This window comes from Thermosporothrix hazakensis (genome assembly GCF_003253565.1).
GTDB classification, from domain to species: domain Bacteria; phylum Chloroflexota; class Ktedonobacteria; order Ktedonobacterales; family Ktedonobacteraceae; genus Thermosporothrix; species Thermosporothrix hazakensis.
Genome location: NZ_QKUF01000003.1, coordinates 43750 through 66326, shown reverse-complemented (window position 1 = coordinate 66326; position 22577 = coordinate 43750). Strand labels below are relative to the sequence as shown.

Annotated in this window: 23 protein-coding genes and 2 tRNA genes; 14 read left to right on the top strand and 11 right to left on the bottom strand. The window is 51.4% G+C overall.

Annotated elements, in window-relative coordinates; genetic code table 11:
- Nucleotides 1–124 precede the first annotated feature (124 nt).
- Nucleotides 125–197 (bottom strand) — tRNA-Arg (locus tag EI42_RS07005).
- A 457-nt stretch (nucleotides 198–654) separates the two neighbouring features.
- Between EI42_RS07005 and EI42_RS07000 the strand changes: the two genes are divergently transcribed.
- Both EI42_RS07000 and ftsZ read left to right on the top strand, forming a co-directional pair.
- The gene (locus EI42_RS07000; RefSeq protein ID WP_111320267.1) at nucleotides 655–1086 is read left to right on the top strand and encodes a response regulator; all 432 of its coding nucleotides are present in this window, start codon (nucleotides 655–657) and stop codon (nucleotides 1084–1086) included.
- A gap of 392 nt (nucleotides 1087–1478) precedes the next feature.
- Complete coding sequence (ftsZ, locus tag EI42_RS06995; protein ID WP_170142422.1) at nucleotides 1479–2891, top strand: cell division protein FtsZ; 1413 nt, start codon at nucleotides 1479–1481, stop codon at nucleotides 2889–2891.
- 120 nt (nucleotides 2892–3011) lie between these two features.
- On the opposite strand, the gene EI42_RS06990 is transcribed toward ftsZ, so the two are convergent.
- On the bottom strand, nucleotides 3012–3305 hold the full coding sequence (locus tag EI42_RS06990; RefSeq protein WP_111320263.1) for a KGG domain-containing protein: 294 nt from the start codon (nucleotides 3303–3305) through the stop codon (nucleotides 3012–3014).
- A 106-nt stretch (nucleotides 3306–3411) separates the two neighbouring features.
- Nucleotides 3412–4095 (bottom strand): nickel pincer cofactor biosynthesis protein LarB, encoded by a 684-nt coding sequence (gene larB / locus EI42_RS06985; protein WP_246046355.1) that lies wholly within the window; start codon nucleotides 4093–4095, stop codon nucleotides 3412–3414.
- An 865-nt stretch (nucleotides 4096–4960) separates the two neighbouring features.
- Here larB and EI42_RS06980 point away from each other — a divergent pair.
- Nucleotides 4961–5431, top strand: a complete 471-nt coding sequence (locus EI42_RS06980) for a hypothetical protein (RefSeq protein WP_111320259.1) — start codon at nucleotides 4961–4963, stop codon at nucleotides 5429–5431.
- On the opposite strand, the gene mutM is transcribed toward EI42_RS06980, so the two are convergent.
- Entirely contained in the window at nucleotides 5418–6344 is a 927-nt protein-coding gene (gene mutM, locus EI42_RS06975; protein WP_111320257.1) for a DNA-formamidopyrimidine glycosylase, read from the bottom strand. The genes EI42_RS06980 and mutM overlap by 14 nt on opposite strands.
- Before the next feature lie 105 nt (nucleotides 6345–6449).
- Entirely contained in the window at nucleotides 6450–7094 is a 645-nt protein-coding gene (locus EI42_RS06970; RefSeq protein ID WP_170142421.1) for a DUF3267 domain-containing protein, read from the bottom strand.
- Nucleotides 7095–7229: 135 nt separating this feature from the next.
- On the opposite strand from EI42_RS06970, the gene EI42_RS06965 reads away from it, so the two are divergent.
- Nucleotides 7230–8138: a ribonuclease Z gene (locus EI42_RS06965; RefSeq protein WP_111320253.1), complete on the top strand. Its 909-nt coding sequence runs from the start codon at nucleotides 7230–7232 to the stop codon at nucleotides 8136–8138.
- Here the strand turns inward: EI42_RS06965 and EI42_RS06960 are convergent.
- On the bottom strand, nucleotides 8126–9157 hold the full coding sequence (locus EI42_RS06960) for an alpha/beta hydrolase (protein ID WP_111320251.1): 1032 nt from the start codon (nucleotides 9155–9157) through the stop codon (nucleotides 8126–8128). The two genes, EI42_RS06965 and EI42_RS06960, sit on opposite strands and share 13 nt — an antisense overlap.
- A gap of 406 nt (nucleotides 9158–9563) precedes the next feature.
- Between EI42_RS06960 and EI42_RS06955 the strand changes: the two genes are divergently transcribed.
- The 4 genes from EI42_RS06955 (at nucleotide 9564) to nusG (ending at nucleotide 12859) form a co-directional block, all read left to right on the top strand.
- On the top strand, nucleotides 9564–10862 hold the full coding sequence (locus EI42_RS06955; protein ID WP_111320249.1) for a TSUP family transporter: 1299 nt from the start codon (nucleotides 9564–9566) through the stop codon (nucleotides 10860–10862).
- A gap of 540 nt (nucleotides 10863–11402) precedes the next feature.
- Nucleotides 11403–11591, top strand: a complete 189-nt coding sequence (locus EI42_RS06950; RefSeq protein WP_111320247.1) for a hypothetical protein — start codon at nucleotides 11403–11405, stop codon at nucleotides 11589–11591.
- Between the two features lie 96 nt (nucleotides 11592–11687).
- Nucleotides 11688–12584, top strand: coding sequence for a prephenate dehydratase (gene pheA, locus EI42_RS06945; protein WP_111320245.1), 897 nt, complete (start codon nucleotides 11688–11690; stop codon nucleotides 12582–12584).
- Between the two features lie 101 nt (nucleotides 12585–12685).
- Nucleotides 12686–12859 carry a transcription termination/antitermination protein NusG gene (nusG, locus tag EI42_RS33140; protein ID WP_211326061.1) on the top strand — a complete coding sequence of 58 codons (174 nt, stop codon included), beginning with the start codon at nucleotides 12686–12688 and terminating at the stop codon, nucleotides 12857–12859.
- 42 nt (nucleotides 12860–12901) lie between these two features.
- Here nusG and EI42_RS06935 read toward each other — a convergent pair whose 3' ends face one another.
- Entirely contained in the window at nucleotides 12902–13945 is a 1044-nt protein-coding gene (locus tag EI42_RS06935; RefSeq protein ID WP_246046354.1) for a proline racemase family protein, read from the bottom strand.
- Between the two features lie 105 nt (nucleotides 13946–14050).
- Between EI42_RS06935 and EI42_RS06930 the strand changes: the two genes are divergently transcribed.
- On the top strand, nucleotides 14051–14731 hold the full coding sequence (locus tag EI42_RS06930; RefSeq protein ID WP_111320239.1) for an HPP family protein: 681 nt from the start codon (nucleotides 14051–14053) through the stop codon (nucleotides 14729–14731).
- A gap of 9 nt (nucleotides 14732–14740) precedes the next feature.
- Here the strand turns inward: EI42_RS06930 and EI42_RS06925 are convergent, their stop codons facing one another.
- A complete protein-coding gene (locus EI42_RS06925) occupies nucleotides 14741–15637 on the bottom strand; it encodes a GNAT family N-acetyltransferase (protein ID WP_111320237.1) in 897 nt (298 codons plus the stop codon).
- A gap of 256 nt (nucleotides 15638–15893) precedes the next feature.
- Complete coding sequence (locus EI42_RS06920; protein WP_111320236.1) at nucleotides 15894–16940, bottom strand: P-loop NTPase; 1047 nt, start codon at nucleotides 16938–16940, stop codon at nucleotides 15894–15896.
- A gap of 269 nt (nucleotides 16941–17209) precedes the next feature.
- Between EI42_RS06920 and EI42_RS06915 the strand changes: the two genes are divergently transcribed.
- The 4 genes from EI42_RS06915 (at nucleotide 17210) to EI42_RS06900 (ending at nucleotide 20945) form a co-directional block, all read left to right on the top strand.
- Nucleotides 17210–17899, top strand: coding sequence for a Crp/Fnr family transcriptional regulator (locus EI42_RS06915; protein WP_170142420.1), 690 nt, complete (start codon nucleotides 17210–17212; stop codon nucleotides 17897–17899).
- A gap of 111 nt (nucleotides 17900–18010) precedes the next feature.
- Nucleotides 18011–19099 (top strand): decaprenyl-phosphate phosphoribosyltransferase, encoded by a 1089-nt coding sequence (locus EI42_RS06910; RefSeq protein ID WP_281278961.1) that lies wholly within the window; start codon nucleotides 18011–18013, stop codon nucleotides 19097–19099.
- A 14-nt stretch (nucleotides 19100–19113) separates the two neighbouring features.
- The gene (locus tag EI42_RS06905) at nucleotides 19114–20106 is read left to right on the top strand and encodes a lysylphosphatidylglycerol synthase transmembrane domain-containing protein (protein ID WP_111320233.1); all 993 of its coding nucleotides are present in this window, start codon (nucleotides 19114–19116) and stop codon (nucleotides 20104–20106) included.
- A gap of 59 nt (nucleotides 20107–20165) precedes the next feature.
- Complete coding sequence (locus EI42_RS06900; protein ID WP_111320695.1) at nucleotides 20166–20945, top strand: polyprenol monophosphomannose synthase; 780 nt, start codon at nucleotides 20166–20168, stop codon at nucleotides 20943–20945.
- Nucleotides 20946–20992: 47 nt separating this feature from the next.
- On the opposite strand, the gene EI42_RS06895 is transcribed toward EI42_RS06900, so the two are convergent.
- Nucleotides 20993–21523 (bottom strand): NYN domain-containing protein, encoded by a 531-nt coding sequence (locus EI42_RS06895; protein WP_170142419.1) that lies wholly within the window; start codon nucleotides 21521–21523, stop codon nucleotides 20993–20995.
- Between the two features lie 20 nt (nucleotides 21524–21543).
- Nucleotides 21544–22215, bottom strand: coding sequence for a hypothetical protein (locus tag EI42_RS06890; RefSeq protein ID WP_111320229.1), 672 nt, complete (start codon nucleotides 22213–22215; stop codon nucleotides 21544–21546).
- A gap of 238 nt (nucleotides 22216–22453) precedes the next feature.
- Between EI42_RS06890 and EI42_RS06885 the strand changes: the two genes are divergently transcribed.
- Nucleotides 22454–22530: transfer RNA gene (locus EI42_RS06885), tRNA-Asp, on the top strand.
- Nucleotides 22531–22577: the final 47 nt, after the last annotated feature.

Sequence of the window (22577 nt, the reverse complement as noted above, 5' to 3'; positions counted from 1 at the left end):
GTGGGAAACCACTTGATTTCAAGCCTATAGACCGTTTGATCGTGTTCGAATACTGTTTGACCTGCCAGATTTTTGCACAACTCCCAAAAAAAAGAGGTGGCTCTATGAGCCACCTTCTCAGTGACGCGCCTGGAGGGATTCGAACCCCCAACCGCTTGATCCGAAGTCAAGTGCTCTATCCGTTGAGCTACAGGCGCAAAAATCGGGAACAACAGAAGCGATCCTTGCCGTACACAGGCGGTCGGACACTTCGTCTCTTACGTTACCATATCCGAGCTATATTGTCAATTGTTTTCTTGCGTGAGAGCCTGTGTCTGATCAAAAATCCTATGCAGTTGACAGCCTTTCCGTTCAGCAGGAACAATTACAGCAACCATCCCTATCTGCTAGCCTTGCTATTGCCGGCATGAGCATAATAGAGCAGATAGGAATTCATGTGATACAGTATGGTCATTCACCAATGAAGGGGAGATCATTGGCAGCTATCGGGATACTATCCAGTTGCCGATAGAGGAAAAGAGAGCACGGTGCCGTCAGCAAGCTTTCTCCATTCAGTCAAAGAAGCCCGGAGAAAACGTCACCGATCTCCTCTCCTGTACGTTTTAAAGAACGTGAACCAACGGTACTATTGATGCACAATTAAAGGAGTGTAACATGCCAGGGGAAGTTATTCCGCCAGCAGCACAGGGGCCACGGAATACCACCATTTTAATCGTCGAGGACGACGCCGATATAGGGCAGTTCTTACAGCAGCTTATCGAAGACGAGACGATCTATAATACCAGGCTGATCGATAATGGCCTGACCGCACTAGAAGAGGCTCCTAAGATCCACCCATGTCTTTTACTCCTTGATTACCGACTGCCGGGTATTAATGGGCTGGAGCTTTACGATCGCTTGCAAGAGCGTGAAGAAATGCGGAGCATACCCACCATTATGATGAGCGCAACCCTGCCGGTGCGAGATCTTGAGCAGAGGGGCATTTATCAGCTCAAGAAGCCAATGGATATCGGGAATGTGCTTCGCATGATCACCCATGCGATGGCAAGCTACGAAGAAAGAATGTTGCACGAGCAGTATAAATAGAAGGAAGCAGAAAGAGAACTCTGGCAGAATGGAGGAGAGAGCACTTCCCGCCAGAGTTTCTTTTTTTTGAGCAATTCAGGGGCAAATTGCAGTAAAAAAGAAAGCATCTAAGGAATCTCTATATCACTTTCGACCATTTCATACGTTATTTTATATAGAGGCAAGCAACCCACATTGGCACGTAATCGCATGACTTGACACTCTTGTTACAATGCGAATGGAATGCTTTTTATCAGTCAGGGTATCCACCAAAGTGGTAGAAGCCTGAGGAGAGCAGGCTGAGAACCTGACCGGCCTCTGTGAAAACGCTCAGAAAATGTCGGCACTTGCTCACTATGCCTCAAGGCGAGGGTCCCGTGCCGTAGTTCCGATGAGAGGAAATGGGGGAGTGCATGCAGCCAATACACCACAACTCGCAGAGACGAAATATCGTCCCGAAGCAGTGGGCGGAGAATGCTTACGCTCAGCCAGACGTATATGAGGAGCCAGAGGACCAGTGGGCCGTACTCCGACACGAGGTGGAGGATGAAACTATGCAACGGCAGGGAGAGCGCGTTCGGGCAGACTGGGAGATACGAGATACAGAGGAAAGCCCGGGGTCCAACAATCAGGAAGTACAGTCGCCCCATAACGTAGATATTGTTGTGGTTGGAGTTGGAGGCGGCGGCATGAATGCCGTCAATCGCATGATTAATACAAATGTGCGTGGCGTTCGCTACGTCGCGATGAACACGGATGCCCAGGTGCTTGGTCTTTCTCAGGCTCCCACCCGTATCTGTCTGGGAGAGCATCACACCAAAGGGCTGGGAGCGGGAGGCATTGCGGCAGTGGGCATGCGTGCCGCGACCGAAAGCACGCCTGAGATTCGCGCTGCACTGGGCAAGGCCGACATGGTATTTATTGCGGCAGGTATGGGCGGCGGAACAGGCACAGGCGCGGCTCCGGTTATTGCATCTCTCGCCAAAAAGCTCGGAGCACTAACCATCGGTATTGTCACCCTGCCCTTCACCTTTGAGGGAACGCGACGCCGTCGCGCTGCTGAACAGGGGTTATCAGAACTCAGTTCCGAAGTCGACGCGCTGATTACGGTCCCCAATGATCGCCTGCTCACCACAGTCGCACGCGATTTTAGTTTGAACGACGCATTCAAAGTCGCCGACGATGTCTTACGTCAGGGCGTTCAGGGTATCGCAGAGGTGATTAACGTTCCGGGCATGGTCAATGTTGATTTCGCTGATGTGCGCAATGTCCTACATAACGCGGGTACCGCACTGATGAGCATTGGACAGGGGGTCGGACGCAACCGTGCTCAACTGGCAGCCGAAGAGGCAATAGCAGGCGGCTTCCTGAACGTGACGATCCGAGGGGCAAAGCGTGTCCTCTTTAATATCAGCGGCGGCGAAGACATGACGCTCTTTGAGATTAACGAGGTTGCCGAGCGCATCGGCGTTGCCATTGACGATGCTGCTGATATCACTTTTGGCGCTGTCGTCGATCCAACGCTGCATGATACTATTCGCGTGACACTGATTGCCGCCGGTATGGAAGAAGTACCGACAGCCAGAATTGAGGCGATCAAGCTAGACCAGACACGCCCGGCCCGACCCATGCAGACCAACCCGAGTCCGCCAGCGACCCCACAACGATGGCCCAATCAGCGGCCGCCACAGACGCCACAGCGGACCCCATATGCACCACGACCACAGCGCAACTTTCAGGACCCACGCGGTCGTACTGTGAAGCAGCAGGGAGCCGGAGAGGACGACATTATTGATGTTCCTCCCTTCCTGAAGCGCTATGAATAAGCAAAAAGAGACCCGGTAGCCAACCTGCCTCTTATCGCATTGCTAGCGGGTCTCTTCGTTTGCATACCTTTTCACCCCGGTAAAGAGGCTGAAAAGCATGTGAGCTCTTCGGGAAGCACGTTATGACTCTATCTCAACCTGTTTCACAGCTTCCTTGCTTGGAGAACGACCTTTCTCACCACCTTTTCGGCCAATTCGCGAGTAGAATTCTGATCCCTGCTGTCGTTTGGTTGACTCACCGCCTTTCTTTCCAATCTCAGCATAGAATTGTGGGCCGCGTTTCTCCTTAACCGTCTCGCCGCCTTTTTTTCCGATGCGCGAATAGAACTCAGCGCCATACTTTGCCCGCACTGCCTGTCCGCCATGTTTGGCCTTCTGCGATCCGGGTTCAGGTCCACGTTTGTTGTTCGCCATAGATAGTCCCGCCTCTCTTTACTTCTTTCCCAACAATTGCGATTCGCCAGCGACCCGCCACAACATGGTGAGACATCTAAAGGACCCAGACGACAACCCAGAACGATTAATGCTGTTTTCGCGCCTGCGCAACCCGATTAGCGATTAAACCAGCCGTGATCCCTGCTCCCACTCCATTGTCAATATTGACAACCGACAGACCAGGAGCACATGTCTGTAGCATTGACAGGAGAGCAGCTACCCCCCCACCTCCAATGCCATACCCAACGGAGGTAGGTAAGCCAATAACAGGAACCGGCACCAGACCAGCAACAACCGAGGGCAACGCTCCATCCATACCCGCGGCAACAATAAGCACATCCACACCATCGGCCAGTAGCTTCTGGAGAGGCTCGATCAAGCGATGCAAACCCGCAACACCAACATCATAGATGCGAGTCACCTGACAGCCCATCTCTTCCGCCAGAAGCGCCGCTTCATCAGCCACAGGAACATCTGAGGTTCCCGCACTGATCACGCCCACATGCCCACCGCTGCGCTTCCTGACATAGCCGGGTTGATAAATGACCATTGCATGGGCCGCCTCTCGCACCTGCGTCTCATATTCCGCAAACGTTGCTTGAAGAGCCGTCATGGTTTCAGCAGGTACTCGACTGATAATCGCCCGCCCTGTCCCGGCAAGCAACGTTTGAGCCATACGAATCGTTTGCTCACCGGTCTTTGTCTCAGCAAAGATAACCTCTGGAGCTCCTTTGCGAAGCTCACGAGTGGTATCAGGGCGAATTTCCACAATAGATGTTCCTTCACCTTGTACAGGGTCCTGTGCATCCCGCTGTACTACGTTACCATGCCTCAATGTTGCCTCTTGCCCGGGAGCATTTGACCCGAGCATTTGGCCCAAAAGTTCCAGTTGATGTTCAGTATCCCGATTCACTCATTCCACCTCAAATGGCTAGATTCAGCAGGTGATACTTCGTCAGCGGGGCTTCACCATTTCAACAGGCACTGCCCTTTCTCCTGACTTCTCAAGGATCAACTACACATACGAACTATTGTAGCAGCCAGGCATATTCTATGCCTACCTCCACATTCCACACATTCGCCACAGCACCCCTGCGGAACCAATCACCATTTTCGGCTTGCCTGTAGAGCCCTTTTCGACTCCTGGCACACAACTGGCTTACGATTGTTTCTCCGCGAATTCGTTGAAGAGTCCTACAATCGTAGATAGACCATTACACAAACATTGCTCAACAGAGCATCTTGCAACAGTCACAGTGTAACATAGTCTAACACAATCAGCAAGCCAACGGTAGCACATTCCTGTCCATAAAAGATAAAAACGGCAATTCTAGTACTGAAAAGCCAGAGTTCAAAAAGGGTAGTATATTTGCCTCAGAAGTTGACAGAGAGGAGCTTTGCTGTTAGTGTTAACTGGTGTTCCATTGTTTTGCCTGAGATACCAGGAGGAAAACAGCGACATACACAAGGAACGGTATCTCTTTTTGAGGTCGGGCAGGGACGGAGGAGCTGATCTCGTGACTTCATTCCCCTTTTCTCTTCCTCCCGGGCGCGGTCATGGTATACTTATACACATCAACAGTTGTGTACAGTGATAAATATAAATCAGGTGAGTATTCTTTAAGCTAAGAAATATGAAACATCTCTACCAATTCAGCCTAAAACTCATTCTTCTGTGTACGGTCCTGCTCCTGATCGTGGGATGTTCAGGACCTTCTGCTGCCAGTCCAGCAAAACCGCGAGCGACTGCTACTATTGACCCTTCTTTTCAGTCGCAGCTTTCACCAGTCCCGACCGTACCTCCATATCGTTGTGGAGCATGGGCTTCCAACTATGGCCCGCCCGCCTATGGAAATGTCACTATTTATGCACGCATTACAAAAGACAACAAGGGAGTGAAAGGGCTAACAGCCACCGGGACGGTCAATTTTGATGGCTGGAGTGAGCCACTGGGAGACCCTCAGACAAGTGATGAGGGTGGTTATGTTTCGTTTGTCATTGCACTTGGTGGTCGTCAGCCCCGTTTAACCCCTGCGACGGTTGATATCACCTTTACTGCGGGCAATCAGAAAGTCACATGTTCGGCGTTCTTTACACCCCAGTAGGTTTCTGGCAGCTCGGACAGTAATGCGTGCTGCGCTGAGCAACGATCATGCGTTCGATAAGCGAACCGCAACGCGAGCAGGGCTTTCCGTCCTGCTTGTACACCTGTACGTGGTTGTAGTTGTCTCCTGCTTCGCCCCACAGGTCACGGTAATCGCTGAATGAAGTACCCCCATGCTCGATGCTCTGTGTCAGTACCGTCACAATACCGGTATGCAATGCCTTCACTTCATCCGTATTCAGCGAGGCAGCACTGCGCAAAGGGTGGATTCCGGCATAAAACAGCGCTTCATCGGCATAAATGTTGCCGACCCCTGCCACCACAAGCTGATCAAGCAACACCTGCTTGATTGGCCCTTTGCGCTTTGCCAGCGCTGAGGCAAATCCCTCCACCGTGAACTCTCCATTCAGGGGCTCCGGACCAAGCTGAGCAAAGGCCTCAGCCTCGCGTTCACGCTCCCAGAGCTCAAAACGGCCAAATTTGCGCAAATCAGTATAGAGTAAACAGCGTCCATCCTCAAACACCAGGCAGGCCCGGCAGTAGTTCAGCTCATGACTATATGAGAGTCCGCTGGCTGGATCAAGCCTAAAAGTTGGCCCTTTGGTGTTCCATACAGCGGGGTCTCGCTCGCGCAAGCTGGTATCCAACGTCCAGCCAGCGGGCAAGAGTAGCAGATTTCCGGTCATACGTCTATGGATACTCAAAAACAGATTGCCGCTTAAATCGAGAATCAGATACTTTCCTCTGCGACGAATCCCCTCAATTGTTCTTCCCGCAATCTCTGCAAGAAAAGTCGGGACATCCGGGTAGCCAATCGTGCGCTCCCAGAAGAGATGCACTTCCCGGATCGTCGCCCCGACGAGCGCAGAGCGCAATTGACGCGCTGTATATTCAACCTCAGGTAGTTCAGGCATATACCACTTCTTTCCTGTTTTTCATCTATTCCATGATACAGGCTCGTGCCTGTACAATTCCGAAGTATGCTAGCACGAACATCTGACCAACGTCAATGCAGATAGCTATATCGTTTCAGGGTGTACCCGCAACGCTCGATAGCCGGTCTCAGTATCTTCAAAGAGCGTCTCCGCCGGAAAGCGCCTCACTCTCTGCGCAACCAGAATATCCCCTGCGGCTCCCGAGATATTCCCGGCCAGTGCGAACCAGAGATAGCCCGCAAGTCCTGGCTGCCAGAAGAGCACAAGCAGGCCAGCCACGGTCAACACCACCAGCGGAGCAAGGGCAATCATGCGATACTGGTCACGCCGAAACAGTTGTGCACGTGCCCCACAGAACAGCGCCAGCGGCAATTTCAGCCCGAAATGCGGGCGTCCTCCCCAGAACAGGATAGCCAGTGCATGAATGGCCTCATGAACAGGTAGAATGATAATATAGCTACTAATACTGACAACAACCCAGAGGAAAACAGAGCCCCATGAGAGCGAAGGAAACCACTGCCCGTAGTGCCAGAAATACGTCAGCATGTTCAAGACGGCCAGTGCCACCCCTCCCGCAATCAACAGGAAGAGACTCTGTCGCGCCAGAGGCAAAAGCTGTTCCTCTCCTAACAATTCCAGTTCGTCACATGTCTCAAATCTGCCGGCGTCAACGGCTTCCTGAAGCTGACGTCGTCTCTGTGGGTGATAACGGTCAATTACCTGTAACATTCTCTTATACTCCTTGCCCCTTATCATATCATAGCATTCATGAGCTCTGGCCTGGACAGAATCTGCTATACTATATAGTCAGTTTGAGGTCAGAGAATTGAATGTAGATCCAAGTGAAGAAAGACGCCACCTCGTATGCTTGATATCTGTTTACTCGGCACCTGCGGGATGATGCCATTACCCGGGCGCTGGCTCTCAAGTACGCTTGTCCGCTTCGGCTCCACACTGACTCTGTTTGATTGTGGTGAAGGGACACAGATTCCCTGGAAATCGCTTGGTTGGGGATTTCGCCAGTTAGGAGCTATCTGTTTTTCACATATGCACGCCGATCACGTGGCAGGCCTCCCCGGCATCCTCTTTATGCTTGCTCATGCAGGGAAAACAGATCCTCTCGATATTTATGGACCAACAGGAACAACCTATATCATTGATGGCTTACGGAGGCTTGCCCCCGAGCTTCCCTTTCCAATCCACATCCATGAATTAAGAGGTGAGCAGCATTTTGAGCTCCCTGGCGGTCTCAAAGCATCATGCATTGACGCGGTCCACGGCGTTCCCTGCCTGGCCTATCGTGTCGAGCTTGAACGGAAGCCGGTTTTTGAAGTCGAGAAAGCGAAAAGTCTGGGGCTCCCTGTTCAATACTGGAAGCCGCTTCAGCAGGGCGAGGTCATCGAATATGAAGGACAGACATTTCGACCAGAGCAGGTTTTAGGAGCACCACGTCGTGGTATCTCGTTCGCGATTATTACCGATTCACGCCCGGCAGAGTCGCTCAGCCAGTTTGCACACGATGTTGATCTGCTGATCTGCGAAAGTATGTACGATACGATCGAGGATCTTCCACTCGCAAAGGCGAATGCACACATGGTCGCGAACGAAGCCGCGGGCCTGGCGAAAGCCGCACACGCCCGTCAGCTTGTTCTGACCCACTTCAGTCCGAAAGTGCAGAATACGTCCCAGGCCGAAAAACTGGCACGCAGTGTATTTCCAAACACCCGCACCGGGAAAGACGGAATGATTATTACGCTCAACTATACTTCTTGACCTACACCGAACGGTCGCGTCCCGCCCTGTTCCGCTGAAGATGCCTCTTTTCGCCCCTGTAACTGAATGGGGGGGCGCGATTTTCGGAGATGCAGGTCAAAGAAGTTCAGCATCTTCTCCACATATGCCTCACGATCGACAAAATAGACGCCACAATGTTCGGCATCGGGCACCAGCCAGAGCTCTTTAGGATCGCCCGCGGCTTCATACAGCTTCGGCGCATCCTCAGGATCCACAATCGAATCTTTCAATCCATGAATGAGCAGCACCGGTCGCGGCGCGATCTTTCCAATCTCCCGAATTGGCTCAACCTGATTGAAATGATACCCGGCACGCCACCATAACAGGGTATCAGTGATGCGATCAAAGACCACAAACGGGATATGCAAGGTTCGCCGCACAGCATACTCGACCGCGCTCTTGTGCGTGGCAAAAGGACTGTCAGCGATTACCGCTTCGACTTCCGGTCGGCGTGCAGCCGCCATCAGCGCAATTGCAGCTCCCATCGAATAGCCAATCGCCCCCAGTCGCGTCTGTGGAGCACGCTGCTTCGCGTATTCTATCGCTCCAAGAAAATCGTTGAGCTCACGATACCCAAGCGTCACCGGACTGCCCACCACCGAACCATGACCATAATATTCAAAGGCAAGCACATTATGCCCGGCTTTCCAGAGATGGGCACTGGTTCCAAGCACATCAGCACGGCGTCCTCGATAGCCCGGACAGACAATAATGGTAGTCGTTGCCCCGGGATAGGGGATATACCAGCCAGTCACCTGATGATCTCCCTCAACAGGGGGAAATGTAATCTCCTCAGCGGGAAGATCAAGCTCAAACGGAGTAAATGTATAGAGTTCATAAAAGCTGGTCAGGCGCTTTGGACGGATGAGAGTATCAACTATATACATCGATACAGCGAATATGCTGCCTACAATCCCGACACTTCCTCCCACAAGTCCTCCCAGAGCAAGCTTTTTCAGTGAACGACGAACACTTCTTTTCTGTTGAAAAATAGCCATAGAAAGAGATCAACCTTTCTAAGAAGAAACAAGATTGCTTATAACTTCTGTTTCAAACCACTTAGTATAACGTCGAGTCTATGCTCATTTATGCCCCTCTCCTTGTATATTCCACTTCTTCTTCAAACCTTGCGAGCATATCTCTCTTCTCTTTCAGCTCAGTATACTCCTCCGACGAACAACGAACAAATTTGATTATTTATTCCTTCTGGTTATGAATTCTATGCTAAATAACTATTGGATTTTATTGAAAAAATGAAATACACTTATTGATAGAACAAAGAAAGAGCCAAAAACGTGTCTTCATTAAGAGAAAGCAGTAGCCAAAGTCCCATGTTCACCGAATTCTAATCATAAATAAATATTATGAAAGTATGCTACTGCAACAATGCCAGAGGATAGACAGATGAAAACAACACAAACACCACCGCAGGATGCAATCACAGGAAAGGATACCGCATCGCCCATCGAAAATAAGCGACTGCTGGCGAACGATATTATTGGATGGATATTGCAGGGTGGGGTCCTTCTCAGTGCAGCGATTATCATACTTGGCTTAGGGCTGTTTCTAGGGACAGGTGGTCTTGCCGGGGGCAATTTACTTGACTTTCCATCAAGCTTCGGGCAACTACTAACCGGGCTTCTCTCTCTTCAGTCGCAATCAATCATTGCCCTGGGACTCTTTATCCTGATCCTGACACCGGTTATTCGTGTGACAGCCTCTATCATCATCTTTGCGCTGGAACATGACCTTCAGTATGTCATCATCACATGTATTGTCCTGGCAATTCTGCTCTTCAGCATGTTGACAGGCAATGCAGAGGGAAGTTCGAGTTCCGCGCCAACAACAGCACTGACACATAATTTCTCGCTAAGCTTCTCGGCCTTTATTTTTCTCGGAGCGATTCTTGCCGGGGTGCTTGGCTCCCTGCTTGGTCTGGGAGGCGGCATTCTGATCGTGCCGATGCTCACCCTGATCTTTAAGCTTCCGATTCAATACGCCATCGGCGCCAGCATTATCTCGGTAATCGCCACTTCCAGTGGAGCCGCTGCTGCCTATGTCCGGGATCGTGTCACCAATATGCGTATCGGGATGTTCCTTGAGCTTGGCACAACCATTGGCGCAATCAGTGGCGCTTTCCTTGCGACGCTACTGGCACCTGGTATTCTCTCGATCCTCTTCGCGATCATTCTGATTATCACCGCTATTCCGATGATCTTCAAGATTGGCGAAGAAGTGCCACAGGGGGTCAAAAATGACCGCTGGGCCAACTGGTTGAAGCTCTCATCTTCCTATCCCGACCGCTATCTGAAACGGGAGATCTCCTATCAGGTGACACGTACACCGATTGGACTGCTGATTATGTACATTGCCGGAACGCTCTCCGGCCTGCTCGGTATCGGTAGCGGCGTATTCAAGGTCACCGCGATGGATCTGGTGATGCGTCTGCCGATGAAGGTTTCAACCACCACCAGTAACTTTATGATCGGCGTCACAGCAGCGGCCAGCGCAGCCATTTACTTCGCGCGTGGCGACATTCTGCCGCTGGTTGCTGCTCCGGTCGCACTGGGTATTCTCGCGGGCGCATTCATCGGTTCGCGCCTGTTGATGAAGCTCAGCAGCAAGACGCTGCGCTACATCTTCTTACCGGTAATCCTGATTACTGCCATTCAGATGTTTCTCAAAGGAATTGGCGTGATGTAAGGCTCTCACAGCATACCCCGGATGAGAGCCACATTCGGGTACTTTCAATCCCGCCTGATAGCCAGAAACCCCGGTAGCGTTTTCCGCCATCGGGGTTTCTCTGCATCTGACACGCGTTCTTCTCCCCTTCCAGCAGGGTCCTGTGAACCGCTTCATAGAGCATATCATCAAGTAGCACAAAGAGACACTTTTCAGAAAGTGTCGCATAACAAAACAGATCACGTAGTTCCTTGACACTCGCCGCACCTGAAGCCAAAGACCTTCTGGCCCGTTTTGGGAAAAAGAGGTTTCAGTATGGGAAACATGGTCAGAGATTGTCTGTACAGTGTCTCTATGATATACTGTTGAACGAATCTGACAGACACGTTCTCACGAAATAACAAATTTCTCCTGCCCTGCTCACAAAGGCCATCATGCAGGCCACGAGAGAAGAAATGGGAGCTTGCAGCGCTCCGGGAAGATTTGTTATAGTTTGGTTGTTCTCTTTAAGAGAGACAATGTTAGTAGAGACAATGCTAAGGCGAAAGGGGAATAGACACCATGCCAAAGAAGGGTGAACTTTCAAAAACAGCTCGTGCCTCACTGGCGAATAGAGAGCAGCTCAACCACCTGACCAACCGTGTTTGCGCCTCCTGTGGTGAGCGCATCATGCTTGCTGACCTTCAGCCGGTAAAGGTGGTGGGCGTTGGAATGAAGTATTACCACAAAGAGCATTACAAAGTCGGTTAATCCGCTCCGCTCTCAATTTCTTTCAATATAGAAAAAGAGCAGTAAGCACAAGCCCCTCTATGGGGCTTGCTTGCTTTTAGAAGGAGTTTTTCAGGCATGGCACAAGTAACAGAGAAAGCATCGGGGCAACGAGAAGAGAAGCAGGAACAGCACAACGTCAAACCGCTACGCGTTGCATTCCAGGGAGAGCGCGGCGCCTTTGGCTATGAAGCCACTCAGATTTATTTCGGCAAGCAGCAGAATCGCCCGGTAGAGCCCACCCCTTACCGCAGTTTTGCTGAGGTCTTTCGCGCAGTAGCAACCGGCGATGTCGATTATGGCCTTGTTCCGGTTGAGAATTCGCAGGCAGGAAGCATTAATGATACCTATGATCTGCTTCGACAGCATGATCTCTTTGTCATCGGCGAAATCAGTCACCCGGTGCATCATTGCCTGTTGGCCCTTCCAGGACAGAAAATCAGTGATATCAAACGAGTGATCTCTCATCCGCAAGCACTGGCACAATCCGATGCCTTTTTGCGATCTCTGGACGTTGAGATTGTCGCCACCTATGATACAGCTGGAAGCGCCAAGATGGTGAGCGAGGAGAAACTTGAAGGGGTTGCAGCCGTTGCCAGCGCCAGCGCCGCTGAACTCTATGGGCTGGAGATTCTGGCAAGTAACATTCAGACCATTAAAGATAACTACACCCGCTTTATCGCGCTTGGACGGGAACCGGCCCCACGCCCCACCACAGCAGCAAAAACCATGCTCTTGATGATTACCGCTCACCAGCCCGGTTCGCTCTATCAGTGCCTCGGCGGCCTCGCGGAAGAGAAAATTAACCTGCTCAAACTTGAGTCACGCCCCACACGTCAGCGTCCCTGGGAATATGTCTTCTTCCTGGATATAGCCGGACATCGTGAGGACCCCGCTGTACGCAGAGCGCTGACCTTCCTGGCGGAACACTCAATCTTCTGCAAAGTGCTTGGTTCTTTCGCACAGAATATCTGAGGGCACAACCCGAATCTGTTGTAGATCGTATTACCTCTCAAAGAGCCCTGTTTTGACGCTTTATACAATAGAGAGGGTGATGTACACAGATGCTTCGGAAAATGACCAATCTCAAGCCAGGTGACCGGGTTCGTGTAACCTATGGGCCGCTCTCCTTTCACCAGGGCACAGTTATCCGCGTAGATGAACGAAACCACCAGGTTACAGTAAGTCTACCCACCCTCATCGGGAAAAAAAACGTGAAGGTGGATTTTTTGCAGGTACAGAAGATCTAGCCCAAAGAGACCTCAACACTATGAGGTCTCTTCTTTTTGCCCTCAGAACAGAAAGCCACGTCCCAGGGTATCTCGTGGATCAAGCCAAAACTCATGTCGCCCTGTGACAAAAGCACTTCCAGAGACCTCAGGTACAACAGCCTGATATGTGCCAAACGTCGTTCTCTCAGCGACACGCCCCTGAAAGGTGCTCTGAGCCCCAAGAATACTTTCAATGGTAATGCGCTCACCATCCGTGATTTCTCTCCGAGCATCCAGCGCTGCCAGACGAGCTGACACACCGGTCCCGGTTGGTGAACGATCTACCTCAGCGTTAGCAAATATGCAAACATTGCGACTATGGTGTGTGGGGTCCTCAGGGCTATCAGTAAAGATGGTACCATAGAGAAAGCTTAACGCCTCTTCGGTGGGATGCGTGATCTTCAAACGTGTATTCACCGCTTTCTTGATCGCCTCTCCGGCTGCCGCCAATTGCGTTACCATATCAGGCACAACACGCAAGCCGACACGTTCGGCAGGCAAAATAGCATAGAAAGCCCCTCCAAAGGCCACATCAAGCGTTATCTCCCCGATTTCGGGAAGCTCAATTGTCAGATCACGCGCATAGAGGAATGAGGGGACATTTAAGAACGAGACCCGCTCAACAAGCCCATCTGCTGTAAGATGAGCTGTCGCATAGACCAGCCCCGCAGGAGTTTCCAACGTCACTGGTGTCTTAGGCCCCTTCGGTTCCAGTGCACCAGTTTCCAGCAGAGCCGTGACCAACCCGATCACGCCATGACCACACATGGTACTATAGCCCTCATTGTGCAGGAAAAAGACTCCCAGATCCGCTTCAGCGGTCGAAGGAGGAGTGAGCACGCACCCATACATCTCATGATGCCCACGGGGCTCCCACATCAACATACGGCGCAGATGATCGTAAGTCCTGGCAAAATAGGCGCGTTTCGCTAACAGCGTCTCGCCTGGTAACTCAGGCAGCCCATCAATCAGGATGCGCAATGGCTCTCCGGCAGTATGCGTATCCAGTGTGGTCAGGATAATCGCCCCTTGCGGAAGGGCACGAGCATTCCAATTCAGACTCACATCTCGCTCCTTTCTTGCTTCTGTCTGAAGCATTCCAGTATTATCGACTGTGACTATACTAAAAAGAGATAGCGATAACTCTTTGAAAATTCAGAATGGTGATCCATGCGTGAGAATGATCCTATACGAAAGCAGCCACAGCCGAACGCTTCGATAGATAAGGAACACCCTATCGGCGGGCAAATGTCCGATATCGTGCGCGGTCTGCTGAATCGCATGCGCGTCCCCTGGCTGCTTAAGCGCTACTCAAACATAGGCGTGCTGTCACTCTTCAGCTTTGTCAACGGCTGTATCAGCATTGCCATTATGAGCGCGGTAGCTGATATTACCAAGACACCCTTTATCTTTCCTTCGCTTGGCCCCACAGCCTTTCTCTTTTTTTATACCCCAATGGCTCCCCCGGCCTCTCCCCGTAATACCATCTGTGGGCATGCCATTGGACTGATCGCGGGCTATCTGAGCCTGGTCGTTACAGGGCTTACAGATGCTGGTCCTGCCTTATCAGTTGGAGTAACATGGCCTCGCATTATTGCAGCCGCGCTGTCACTTGGTCTAACCGCCGGAGCAATGGTTCTGTGTAAAGTGCCTCATCCTCCCGCGGGCGCGACAACCCTGATTGTCTCACTGGGCATCCTGAAAACGCCTTATCAGCTTGTTATCATCATGATAGCTGTTATTCTGATCACGATTCAAGCCTTTCTTATCAACCGACTGGCAGGGATTCCCTACCCGCTCTGGGGCCCGACAAAAGCGCCAGAGCAGGCAAAGAATCCGCCATCATCCTGAAAAGCAGGGTTACCCTCGCTTCCAGCCAACGCGTGTCTGAGCGAGCAGGTGCAGGCCAAACCGCCGATAGAACCGCCCGGAACCAGCCGCGTGCTCATTCCAGGTGGTAGCAATAATCACGCGCTGACCGCCACCTAATCGATGCCAGACCAGAGCAGTTTGTAGTAATCGGGCCCCCAATCCCTGATTACGCCACTGCTCACTGATCTCGATTTCAGCCAGTTCTCCCCAACCGCGCAACGCAGGTAACAGGCCACCGCGCGACAGGTCAGAGATAAACTCACAATGCCCTATCACCTGTTCCTCTTTCACCATTTGAAAACAGGTTCCCTCAATTCGTCCTACCTCTCGACGCACATCGGGATCTGCATCATATACCCCAACAGGACCGGCATAGAGAATCAGGTTCGTGTCATGGTCCTCGCCTCCCTGATAGCCAGCACCTCGGAAAAGGGCCTCAATATGCCCCCAGACATCAGGGATGCCCGCGAATGGTCCTATGGGAAGCCCCTGGCCCCATGCATAGCAAAAGCGCACTCGCCACGCCTCCATCTGTTGATGTGCCGCATCAAGGAGCATTCTGGCCGCGTCCGCAGCACCCGGCCAGAAAAGAAGCCAGGCCACGTCACCGACATTGCGATAACTCTCAGGAACCGTCTCATCATCACGGTATCTGAGCAGATGGGCAGCCGCAACGACACGATCCTGTACCAGCACGCCAAGCGTTCTCCGTTCCTGGACCCAGGGATCAAGCACAATTTGCCACGGATCGCGTTCCAGCCGGGAAGCAATAAAGGAAACAGGAAGCGCCCAACCAGGGACCAGCGTCCCCAGATGGGAGTTAATCAAGAGCTGAAGCTGCGGGATATGTTCAGTATGAATGTCGACAAGCTGTTTGAGTATCATGCATCTCTCCTTCTTCTCTCTTTTCTTCTTCTTAACACAACCAGATAGAGAGAAAGACAGGAGGAGCACGGGGGCGGAGAAAAAAGGCAGAGGAAAAGATACCGAAGCGCCAGAACCGGGCTTCAGACAGGCAAAGCAGATAGAGATAAAGGTATCGCTTGTGTTACAACATAGTGCCTCCGGGGATTGTTGCTCTCCATGCGAAAGAGCGACTCTTCATTTTCGAGAATCGCTCTCACATGGAGAGTATGCTTCATTACCGCTTAATCTTCAGTGTATTGACGAAATTCGCTGCCAGTGCCTCATAGGCCTCCGAGTAGTATTCTTCAACTCGGCCAGAGTCACACAGAGAGGTCAGCGCAGGGTCGATCGGCAACTGACCAAGAAGCGGCGCACCGGTCACAGATACGAGCTCGGTTGCATTGCTCGGCCCAAAGATCTCATAGCGCTCGTTGTTTGGAGTCTCGAAGTAGGACATGTTCTCAACGACGCCGACAATGGTTCCCTTGAGATGGCGCACCATGTGAACACACTTCATAACGACCATCGTCGCCAGCATCTGCGGCGAGGACACAATCACCACACCGTCAACCGGCAGTGCCTGCATGACGGTCATCGGCGCGTCGGAGGTTCCAGGTGGGAGGTCGACCAGCAAATAATCAAGCTGTCCCCAATCGACGTCGCTATAGAACTGTTTGATCGCGCTGGAGACCATAGGGCCACGCCAGACCACGGGGTCGCTCTCATTCTCAAGGAACATGTTCATTGACATGACCTTGACCCCGCCTTTACTCTTCAACGGCTCAATGCCGCCGTTCGCGGTCTTTGTGGGGTGACCGGTGGTGCCAAACATACGCGCGATGCTCGGGCCAGTAATATCACCGTCCAGAATACCGACGCGCTGTCCCTGACGACGCAGCGAGACAGCCAGCAGGCCGGTCACAAGCGACTTGCCGACGCCGCCCTTACCGCTCATAATCGCGATCACCTGCTTGATCGGACGATTGGCATCGCCACCACCAAGCACGTTGATAGGAATACCGCGGCCAACAGGTGCCTTCTTTGGAGCGACAGAAACAGGCTCACCCTTAATCACGGCATTCAGATCTTTTACAAGGAGATCCAGCTTCTCAGGAGAGAAGCGATGGGTACGTGCGCCACCGGCAATACTTTCACGAGCGCCAACGGAACAGGCAGTACAGGGCAGCCCATGTCCATGAAAGATCTTTACAGTGGCAGGATATTTCGTTACCACATCATGGATCACCATGTCTGGAGTAATTGTTTGTAGAGTCTCGGGCATTGCTTATCCTCATAGCAGCACTTCTGGCTTTTGCATGCTCAGTGCTGCTCTCCTTCTCGTAAGATGAATGGATAACGAAGAAAAGATGTAATTCCTACCTATTAACTCTGATTATTATAGCACACATCCAGGGTCACTACCACAGAGACCCCTTCCTCCGGGGAACGGAGCAACAGGCGATATCTCCCTAATTGCATGTCGGCAATTGTTATGCTATCATGGCTGCACGGAGAGAAGAGATCAAGTTCTACGGAGAGAAGGAAAAAGCGATGGAGGCAGAAAGCGAAATCACCTACCTCAAGCAAGTAGACCTCTTTGCGGGACTTAGTGACGCAGATATACAGGAGTTATCAAACGTCGCTCGGAAACGGACATTCCGTTCAGGTGAAGTCATTTTTCACAGGGATGATCCAGGACAGGTCCTCTATATCATCAAGGAAGGAAAAGTCAAAATCTGCCTGATCAGTCCAGAGGGGCAGGAAATCTCGCTTGTTGTGTTTGGCAAAGGCGAGTATTTCGGCGAACTGGCTCTACTTGACGGGTTAGGTCGTTCCACTGATGCAATTGCTTTGGAGAAAGTAGAATGCTATACCCTCCAACGCTCCGACTTTCACAAAGCCATCATGAAGAACCCTCTGATAGCAATCAAGGTATTAGAAGTCCTCTCCAAACGTCTGCGCAACACAGACCAGCAGGTAGAAGACCTGATCTTCCTTGATGTCTATGGGCGTGTCGCGAAAAAACTGCTTGAACTCGCCAATACCCACGGTGTGAAAGTCGAAACAGGCATTCGTATCGATGTGCGCCTGACACAGCAGGAACTGGCCTCAATGGTCGGTGCCTCCCGCGAAAGCGTCAATAAAGTGCTTGGCTACTTTACCGACAAACAATTCATCAGCACAGACAAACATCGGATCACGCTTCATCGGCTCGCGGACCTGAAGCGCCGTATCTACTAGCACGCGATACGTCACGAGATGCCATACAACTGCCACACGTTCTGACAAGAGGCCATGTCCAGCCGGGCAAGTGGTCTCTTCCTTAATTCGATATACTGAACACAAATAAAGGTGTCTCGATGCAGCGTCACCCCCTTTTCCTGGTACCACCACCATTCATCAAAGCATATCTTGTCGGAGGCTCTGGAATTCTTGAACAAGACAACAAAGCAACGGACAAAAGACACTCAAGACACCCGGTGCCTTCTGCCACAATCAGAGCACATTGCATTGCGTCAACGACTGTGGGCCTTGCTTCTCCTGATACGTCCCAGACAATGGACAAAGAATATCACCGTTTTTATCGGTATTGTTTTTGCGCAGCGCCTTTTCAACCTGGCCGAGTTTGAAAGAACCTGTCTGGCCTTTCTGACTTTCTGCTGTATTTCCAGTTGTATCTACATACTGAACGATATCTGTGATATCGAAAATGACCGTCATCACCCGACCAAACGAAAACGCCCGCTTGCCTCCGGGCAAGTCTCTATTCCCTGGGCGCTCGCCGCACTCAGTGGGCTCTTTCTGGGTGGAATGCTCTTTGCCGGGCTGCTCCTGTTTATTCCCTATCCACCACGTCACGACAGCTATCAAAGCATCGGCGGGGCCAATCTGCTCTTTGTGCTAACGCTTGCCGCCTATCTGGCCGTGATGGTGCTCTATAACTTCTGGCTCAAGCAGGTAGTCCTGATCGATATCTTTATCATTGCCAGCGGCTTCGTGCTGCGTATCCTTGGCGGTGCCTTCGCAACCCCGGTGCATATCTCTCCCTGGCTCGTCATGGTCACCTGTCTGCTATCGCTCTTCCTGGCGCTCAGCAAGCGCCGCAATGAGTTGGTACTGCTTGAGGGGAACGCGAGCAACCACCGCAAAATCTTGAAAGAATACAGCATTCCGATGCTGGACCAGATGATTACCATTGTCGTCACCTGCACGATCATGGCCTACAGCCTCTATACCGTCCAGGGCCCGACCGGGAACCAGCGACTCACAGTAACTATACCGCTGGTCCTATATGGTATCTTTCGGTACCTTTATCTCGTTTATATGAAGCAGGAGGGAGGAAGTCCAGAGGAAGTCCTTCTTCGTGACCGACATTTGTTATTAACCGTCTTGATCTGTACCATTCTCATAATCGGTATCCTGTATGTGATACCAGGCTAAAAACGGAGCCCATTTTGTTCAGAGATAAGAAGCTCAGATCTGGAATACTGGTTTCGCTGCTTCTGGCTTTTGCCGTTGTAGTCACCATTCTCCTTTATGCGGATGCCTCCCGCCTGCTACAGGCACTCCTTCATTTTCACTGGGAGATACTACCGCTGATCCTGGGGTTGACGCTCTGCAACTATGCGCTTCGTTTCGTTAAATGGCATTTTTACCTCCATCTGCTTGCGATTCCGCTCAAGCTCTGGCCCAGCCTGCTGATTTTCCTTGCCGGACTCTCAATGGCAATTACGCCCGGCAAAGTGGGAGAACTCCTGAAGTCCTATCTTTTAAAAGAGCGTACAGGGACGGCAATCCGCAAGACAGCGCCAATCATCGTTGCTGAGCGGCTCACCGATGGTATTGCAATGCTCCTTCTTGCTGGAGTAGGATTGATGCAGTACCGGTTCGGATGGCAAATATTACTGATTCTCTTTATTGGCGGGCTCGGAGGTATTATTATTATTCAAAACAGAAAACTTTCTCTTGCGCTTCTGCGTCACGGAGAGAGGATACCGCTTGTCTCGCCTATCGTTCACTGGTTACGAGATTTTTATGAAAGCGCATTTCTTCTGCTACGCTGGCAGCCACTCTGCCTCGCAGTTCTGCTCGGCGTCATCTCGTGGACCGGGGAATGTCTGGCACTTTATTTCGTTTATCTCGGATCAGGAGTCAGCACGGGTGGAGACCTCCTGTTGAAATCTATCTTTATCCTTGCGGTCTCCTCGCTCGTTGGTTCCGCTTCTACGCTCCCAGGAGGGCTAGGGACTACCGATGGTAGTATAGTGGGGCTTACCCAGTTTCTGGTGACAGCATCAGCGACAATCGCAGGAGCAGCAACGATCCTGATCCGGTTCTGTACCCTCTGGTTCGGGCTCTTTCTGGGTGTAATAGCACTCATCCTGTATCGAACAACGCAGGCGGGAAATACAAAGAACGGGCTAGCAGAGGTAACTCATACAAAATAATGCAAATTACCGGCAGCCGAACAACAATCGGCACGGTCAGTAGCGGAGAGAAGATTTTTATGAAGACACTGATTATTATTCCAACCTATAACGAATACGACAACTTACGGTCTTTGCTGGATTCTATTTTCTCATATGCTCCCAAAACCGATATTCTTGTCGTGGACGACAATTCCCCTGATGGTACCGGTAAACTGGCTGATGAGATCAGCAAAGAAGATCCTCGCGTGCACGTGCTACATCGGGCCGGAAAGCTTGGTCTGGGGACCGCTTATATCGCCGGGTTCAAGTATGCGATCGAGCATGAGTATGACGCAGCGTTTGAGATGGACGCCGACTTCTCGCATGACCCCAAATACCTGCCAAACTTCCTGCGCGAAATCAAAGACGCCGATCTTGTCATCGGCTCACGTTACATCCCGGGCGGCGACACCCCGAACTGGTCATTTGTGCGACGGATGATCAGCGGCTGTGGCAACATCTTTGCACGCTTCATGCTTGGTATCCCGGTAAAGGACTGCACCGCAGGCTACCGCTGCTATCGGCGGCGCGTACTGGAAACGATTGATCTCGACACTGTCGAGTCGCAGGGCTACGCATTCCAGATTGAGCTGGCTTACCGTGTCATGAAGCATGGCTTTAAGATCGTTGAGACGCCAATTGTCTTTATGGATCGTCGCGTTGGTAAATCGAAGATGTCAAAGAAGATTGTGTTTGAGGCCTTCACCTGGGTAACTCGTACCCGCCTGGGGAAATCCAATTCCAGCGCCCCCAGAAATCAGCTTGCTACCGCCCCCGGAACCCAAACCAAAGAAATTACCTCGGCAGGCACCAAATAAAAGCAACAGGCCCAGGGACAATGGTTTCCTGGGCCACCCTTTTGCGCTCATCGCCGTTTCTTTTTCTTCTTTCGCTGAGGGGAACGATTTTCTTCCTCATCATCCTCAATATACTTCCAATGGGGATCAAGGCCATACATGCGGCGAACCTTCTGGCGGTGAGCAACACGCCGCGCCAGATCACGGGGGGGAGCGCTCAGGTGGTTTGTCAGGGTGCCCGTACTATGTGACTTGCCTCCCTGCTCGGTGACGGCTTCTTTCACCTCTGCATCATCACTGTACATCATCACTTTCCGTCCAGCGGCTCTGGCTTCCGCAGCCAGACGAACGATCACACTATCTGCAGTCTCACCATAGCGGGTATAAATAACACAAATATGCTCTTCGTGCGTTACCTGTTCCCTTTTATCACTTCCATCAAATACGACGGTGACCCGCCCATCATAGTGAAGGTACCGGTTCTTCAGGTTACGAATCAAGGTTTCTCGTGCCAGAGCGAGCCTCTTCAGCTCAAGCTGGCGATACATTTCATTATTTTTAATAACATTATATCCATCAACAAGAATATCATATCCCATAATGCATAAAGACTTCCTTTCTAACGAAAATACTGTATTACCCATAGCCAGAGCGCGGCTATGAGTTCTCGCACATTCATATGAAGCACATGATTCACAAACGAATTAACTTCCACTCGAAGAAGAGAAGCAACAATTAGTCCTATTATAACTGCAAATACACCTATAAAAAACAGCCAGAAGAAACGATATGAGTGGCGCCGACGCACAACAACCGTCGTTTGCTCTTCCAGCGCATCAGGCTCTTTTCTCTTTGCCCGCTGAATGGCCTGCCGCAACTCTACCGTTGTATAGGGCAAAGTGCTGATGCGCTCTTCTTCCTCACTCTGTTCTATCGGCATAGACTCATCAAAATGCAGCTCAACAAAACGCCCTGCCTCCACACAGAAGAGAGATAACGGCACAGAGGCAAAGGGCATTGAGACATCCGGAATTGGTGGCAGCATGTAGCGTGGGTCCGTCTCACATACGCAGGCAGCACATAGCTGGAGTGGCTCAACCCAACAACAGGGACAGGCAGGACGACGACAGCGATAGCAAAAAGAGGAAATACTGAGCAACGAGGCCGCCATGTTCTCAGGAGTCGCCAGTAACTGATCAACAGGAGAAAGAGCGGCAGGAACATAGAGAGCCGCACAGATAGGGCAAACAACACGCAGCGTGATATCCTGAGAAGCAGTGCGAGTATTCATATGTCCTCCGAGAGAAACACAGTCCTTTTTAAGATGCAGTGCAGAAACAAAATTGACAGGTATCTATATCAGTATACGGAGGCGCAACAGGAATTAGCTGAAGAAGACCGGGGCAAATCGTGGAAAATTTTTCAAAGATCTTGTGAAAAACGCTTGACAAGGCCAGAGTAGTCTGTTATTATTATCCCCGTCAAGGCGACGCGAAGAAAAAACGCCGCTCAGACAAAAGAGTAAGCATGGAGCCGTGGTGTAGAGGCCTAACACGCCTGCCTGTCACGCAGGAGATCGCGGGTTCGAATCCCGTCGGTTCCGCCACAAGCCTGGATAGAATGGGATCCAGGCTTTTTTCTTTTCCCTCTCTC

Coding starts and splice junctions, on each gene's coding strand:
- EI42_RS07000 (WP_111320267.1), top strand. CDS start 655: ATGCCAGGGGAAGTTATTCCGCCAGCAGCACAGGGGCCACGGAATACC.
- ftsZ (WP_170142422.1), top strand. CDS start 1,479: ATGCAGCCAATACACCACAACTCGCAGAGACGAAATATCGTCCCGAAG.
- EI42_RS06990 (WP_111320263.1), bottom strand. CDS start 3,305: ATGGCGAACAACAAACGTGGACCTGAACCCGGATCGCAGAAGGCCAAA.
- EI42_RS06980 (WP_111320259.1), top strand. CDS start 4,961: ATGAAACATCTCTACCAATTCAGCCTAAAACTCATTCTTCTGTGTACG.
- mutM (WP_111320257.1), bottom strand. CDS start 6,344: ATGCCTGAACTACCTGAGGTTGAATATACAGCGCGTCAATTGCGCTCT.
- EI42_RS06970 (WP_170142421.1), bottom strand. CDS start 7,094: ATGTTACAGGTAATTGACCGTTATCACCCACAGAGACGACGTCAGCTT.
- EI42_RS06965 (WP_111320253.1), top strand. CDS start 7,230: ATGCTTGATATCTGTTTACTCGGCACCTGCGGGATGATGCCATTACCC.
- EI42_RS06960 (WP_111320251.1), bottom strand. CDS start 9,157: ATGGCTATTTTTCAACAGAAAAGAAGTGTTCGTCGTTCACTGAAAAAG.
- EI42_RS06955 (WP_111320249.1), top strand. CDS start 9,564: ATGAAAACAACACAAACACCACCGCAGGATGCAATCACAGGAAAGGAT.
- EI42_RS06950 (WP_111320247.1), top strand. CDS start 11,403: ATGCCAAAGAAGGGTGAACTTTCAAAAACAGCTCGTGCCTCACTGGCG.
- pheA (WP_111320245.1), top strand. CDS start 11,688: ATGGCACAAGTAACAGAGAAAGCATCGGGGCAACGAGAAGAGAAGCAG.
- nusG (WP_211326061.1), top strand. CDS start 12,686: ATGACCAATCTCAAGCCAGGTGACCGGGTTCGTGTAACCTATGGGCCG.
- EI42_RS06930 (WP_111320239.1), top strand. CDS start 14,051: ATGCGTGAGAATGATCCTATACGAAAGCAGCCACAGCCGAACGCTTCG.
- EI42_RS06925 (WP_111320237.1), bottom strand. CDS start 15,637: ATGATACTCAAACAGCTTGTCGACATTCATACTGAACATATCCCGCAG.
- EI42_RS06920 (WP_111320236.1), bottom strand. CDS start 16,940: ATGCCCGAGACTCTACAAACAATTACTCCAGACATGGTGATCCATGAT.
- EI42_RS06915 (WP_170142420.1), top strand. CDS start 17,210: ATGGAGGCAGAAAGCGAAATCACCTACCTCAAGCAAGTAGACCTCTTT.
- EI42_RS06900 (WP_111320695.1), top strand. CDS start 20,166: ATGAAGACACTGATTATTATTCCAACCTATAACGAATACGACAACTTA.
- EI42_RS06895 (WP_170142419.1), bottom strand. CDS start 21,523: ATGGGATATGATATTCTTGTTGATGGATATAATGTTATTAAAAATAAT.
- EI42_RS06890 (WP_111320229.1), bottom strand. CDS start 22,215: ATGAATACTCGCACTGCTTCTCAGGATATCACGCTGCGTGTTGTTTGC.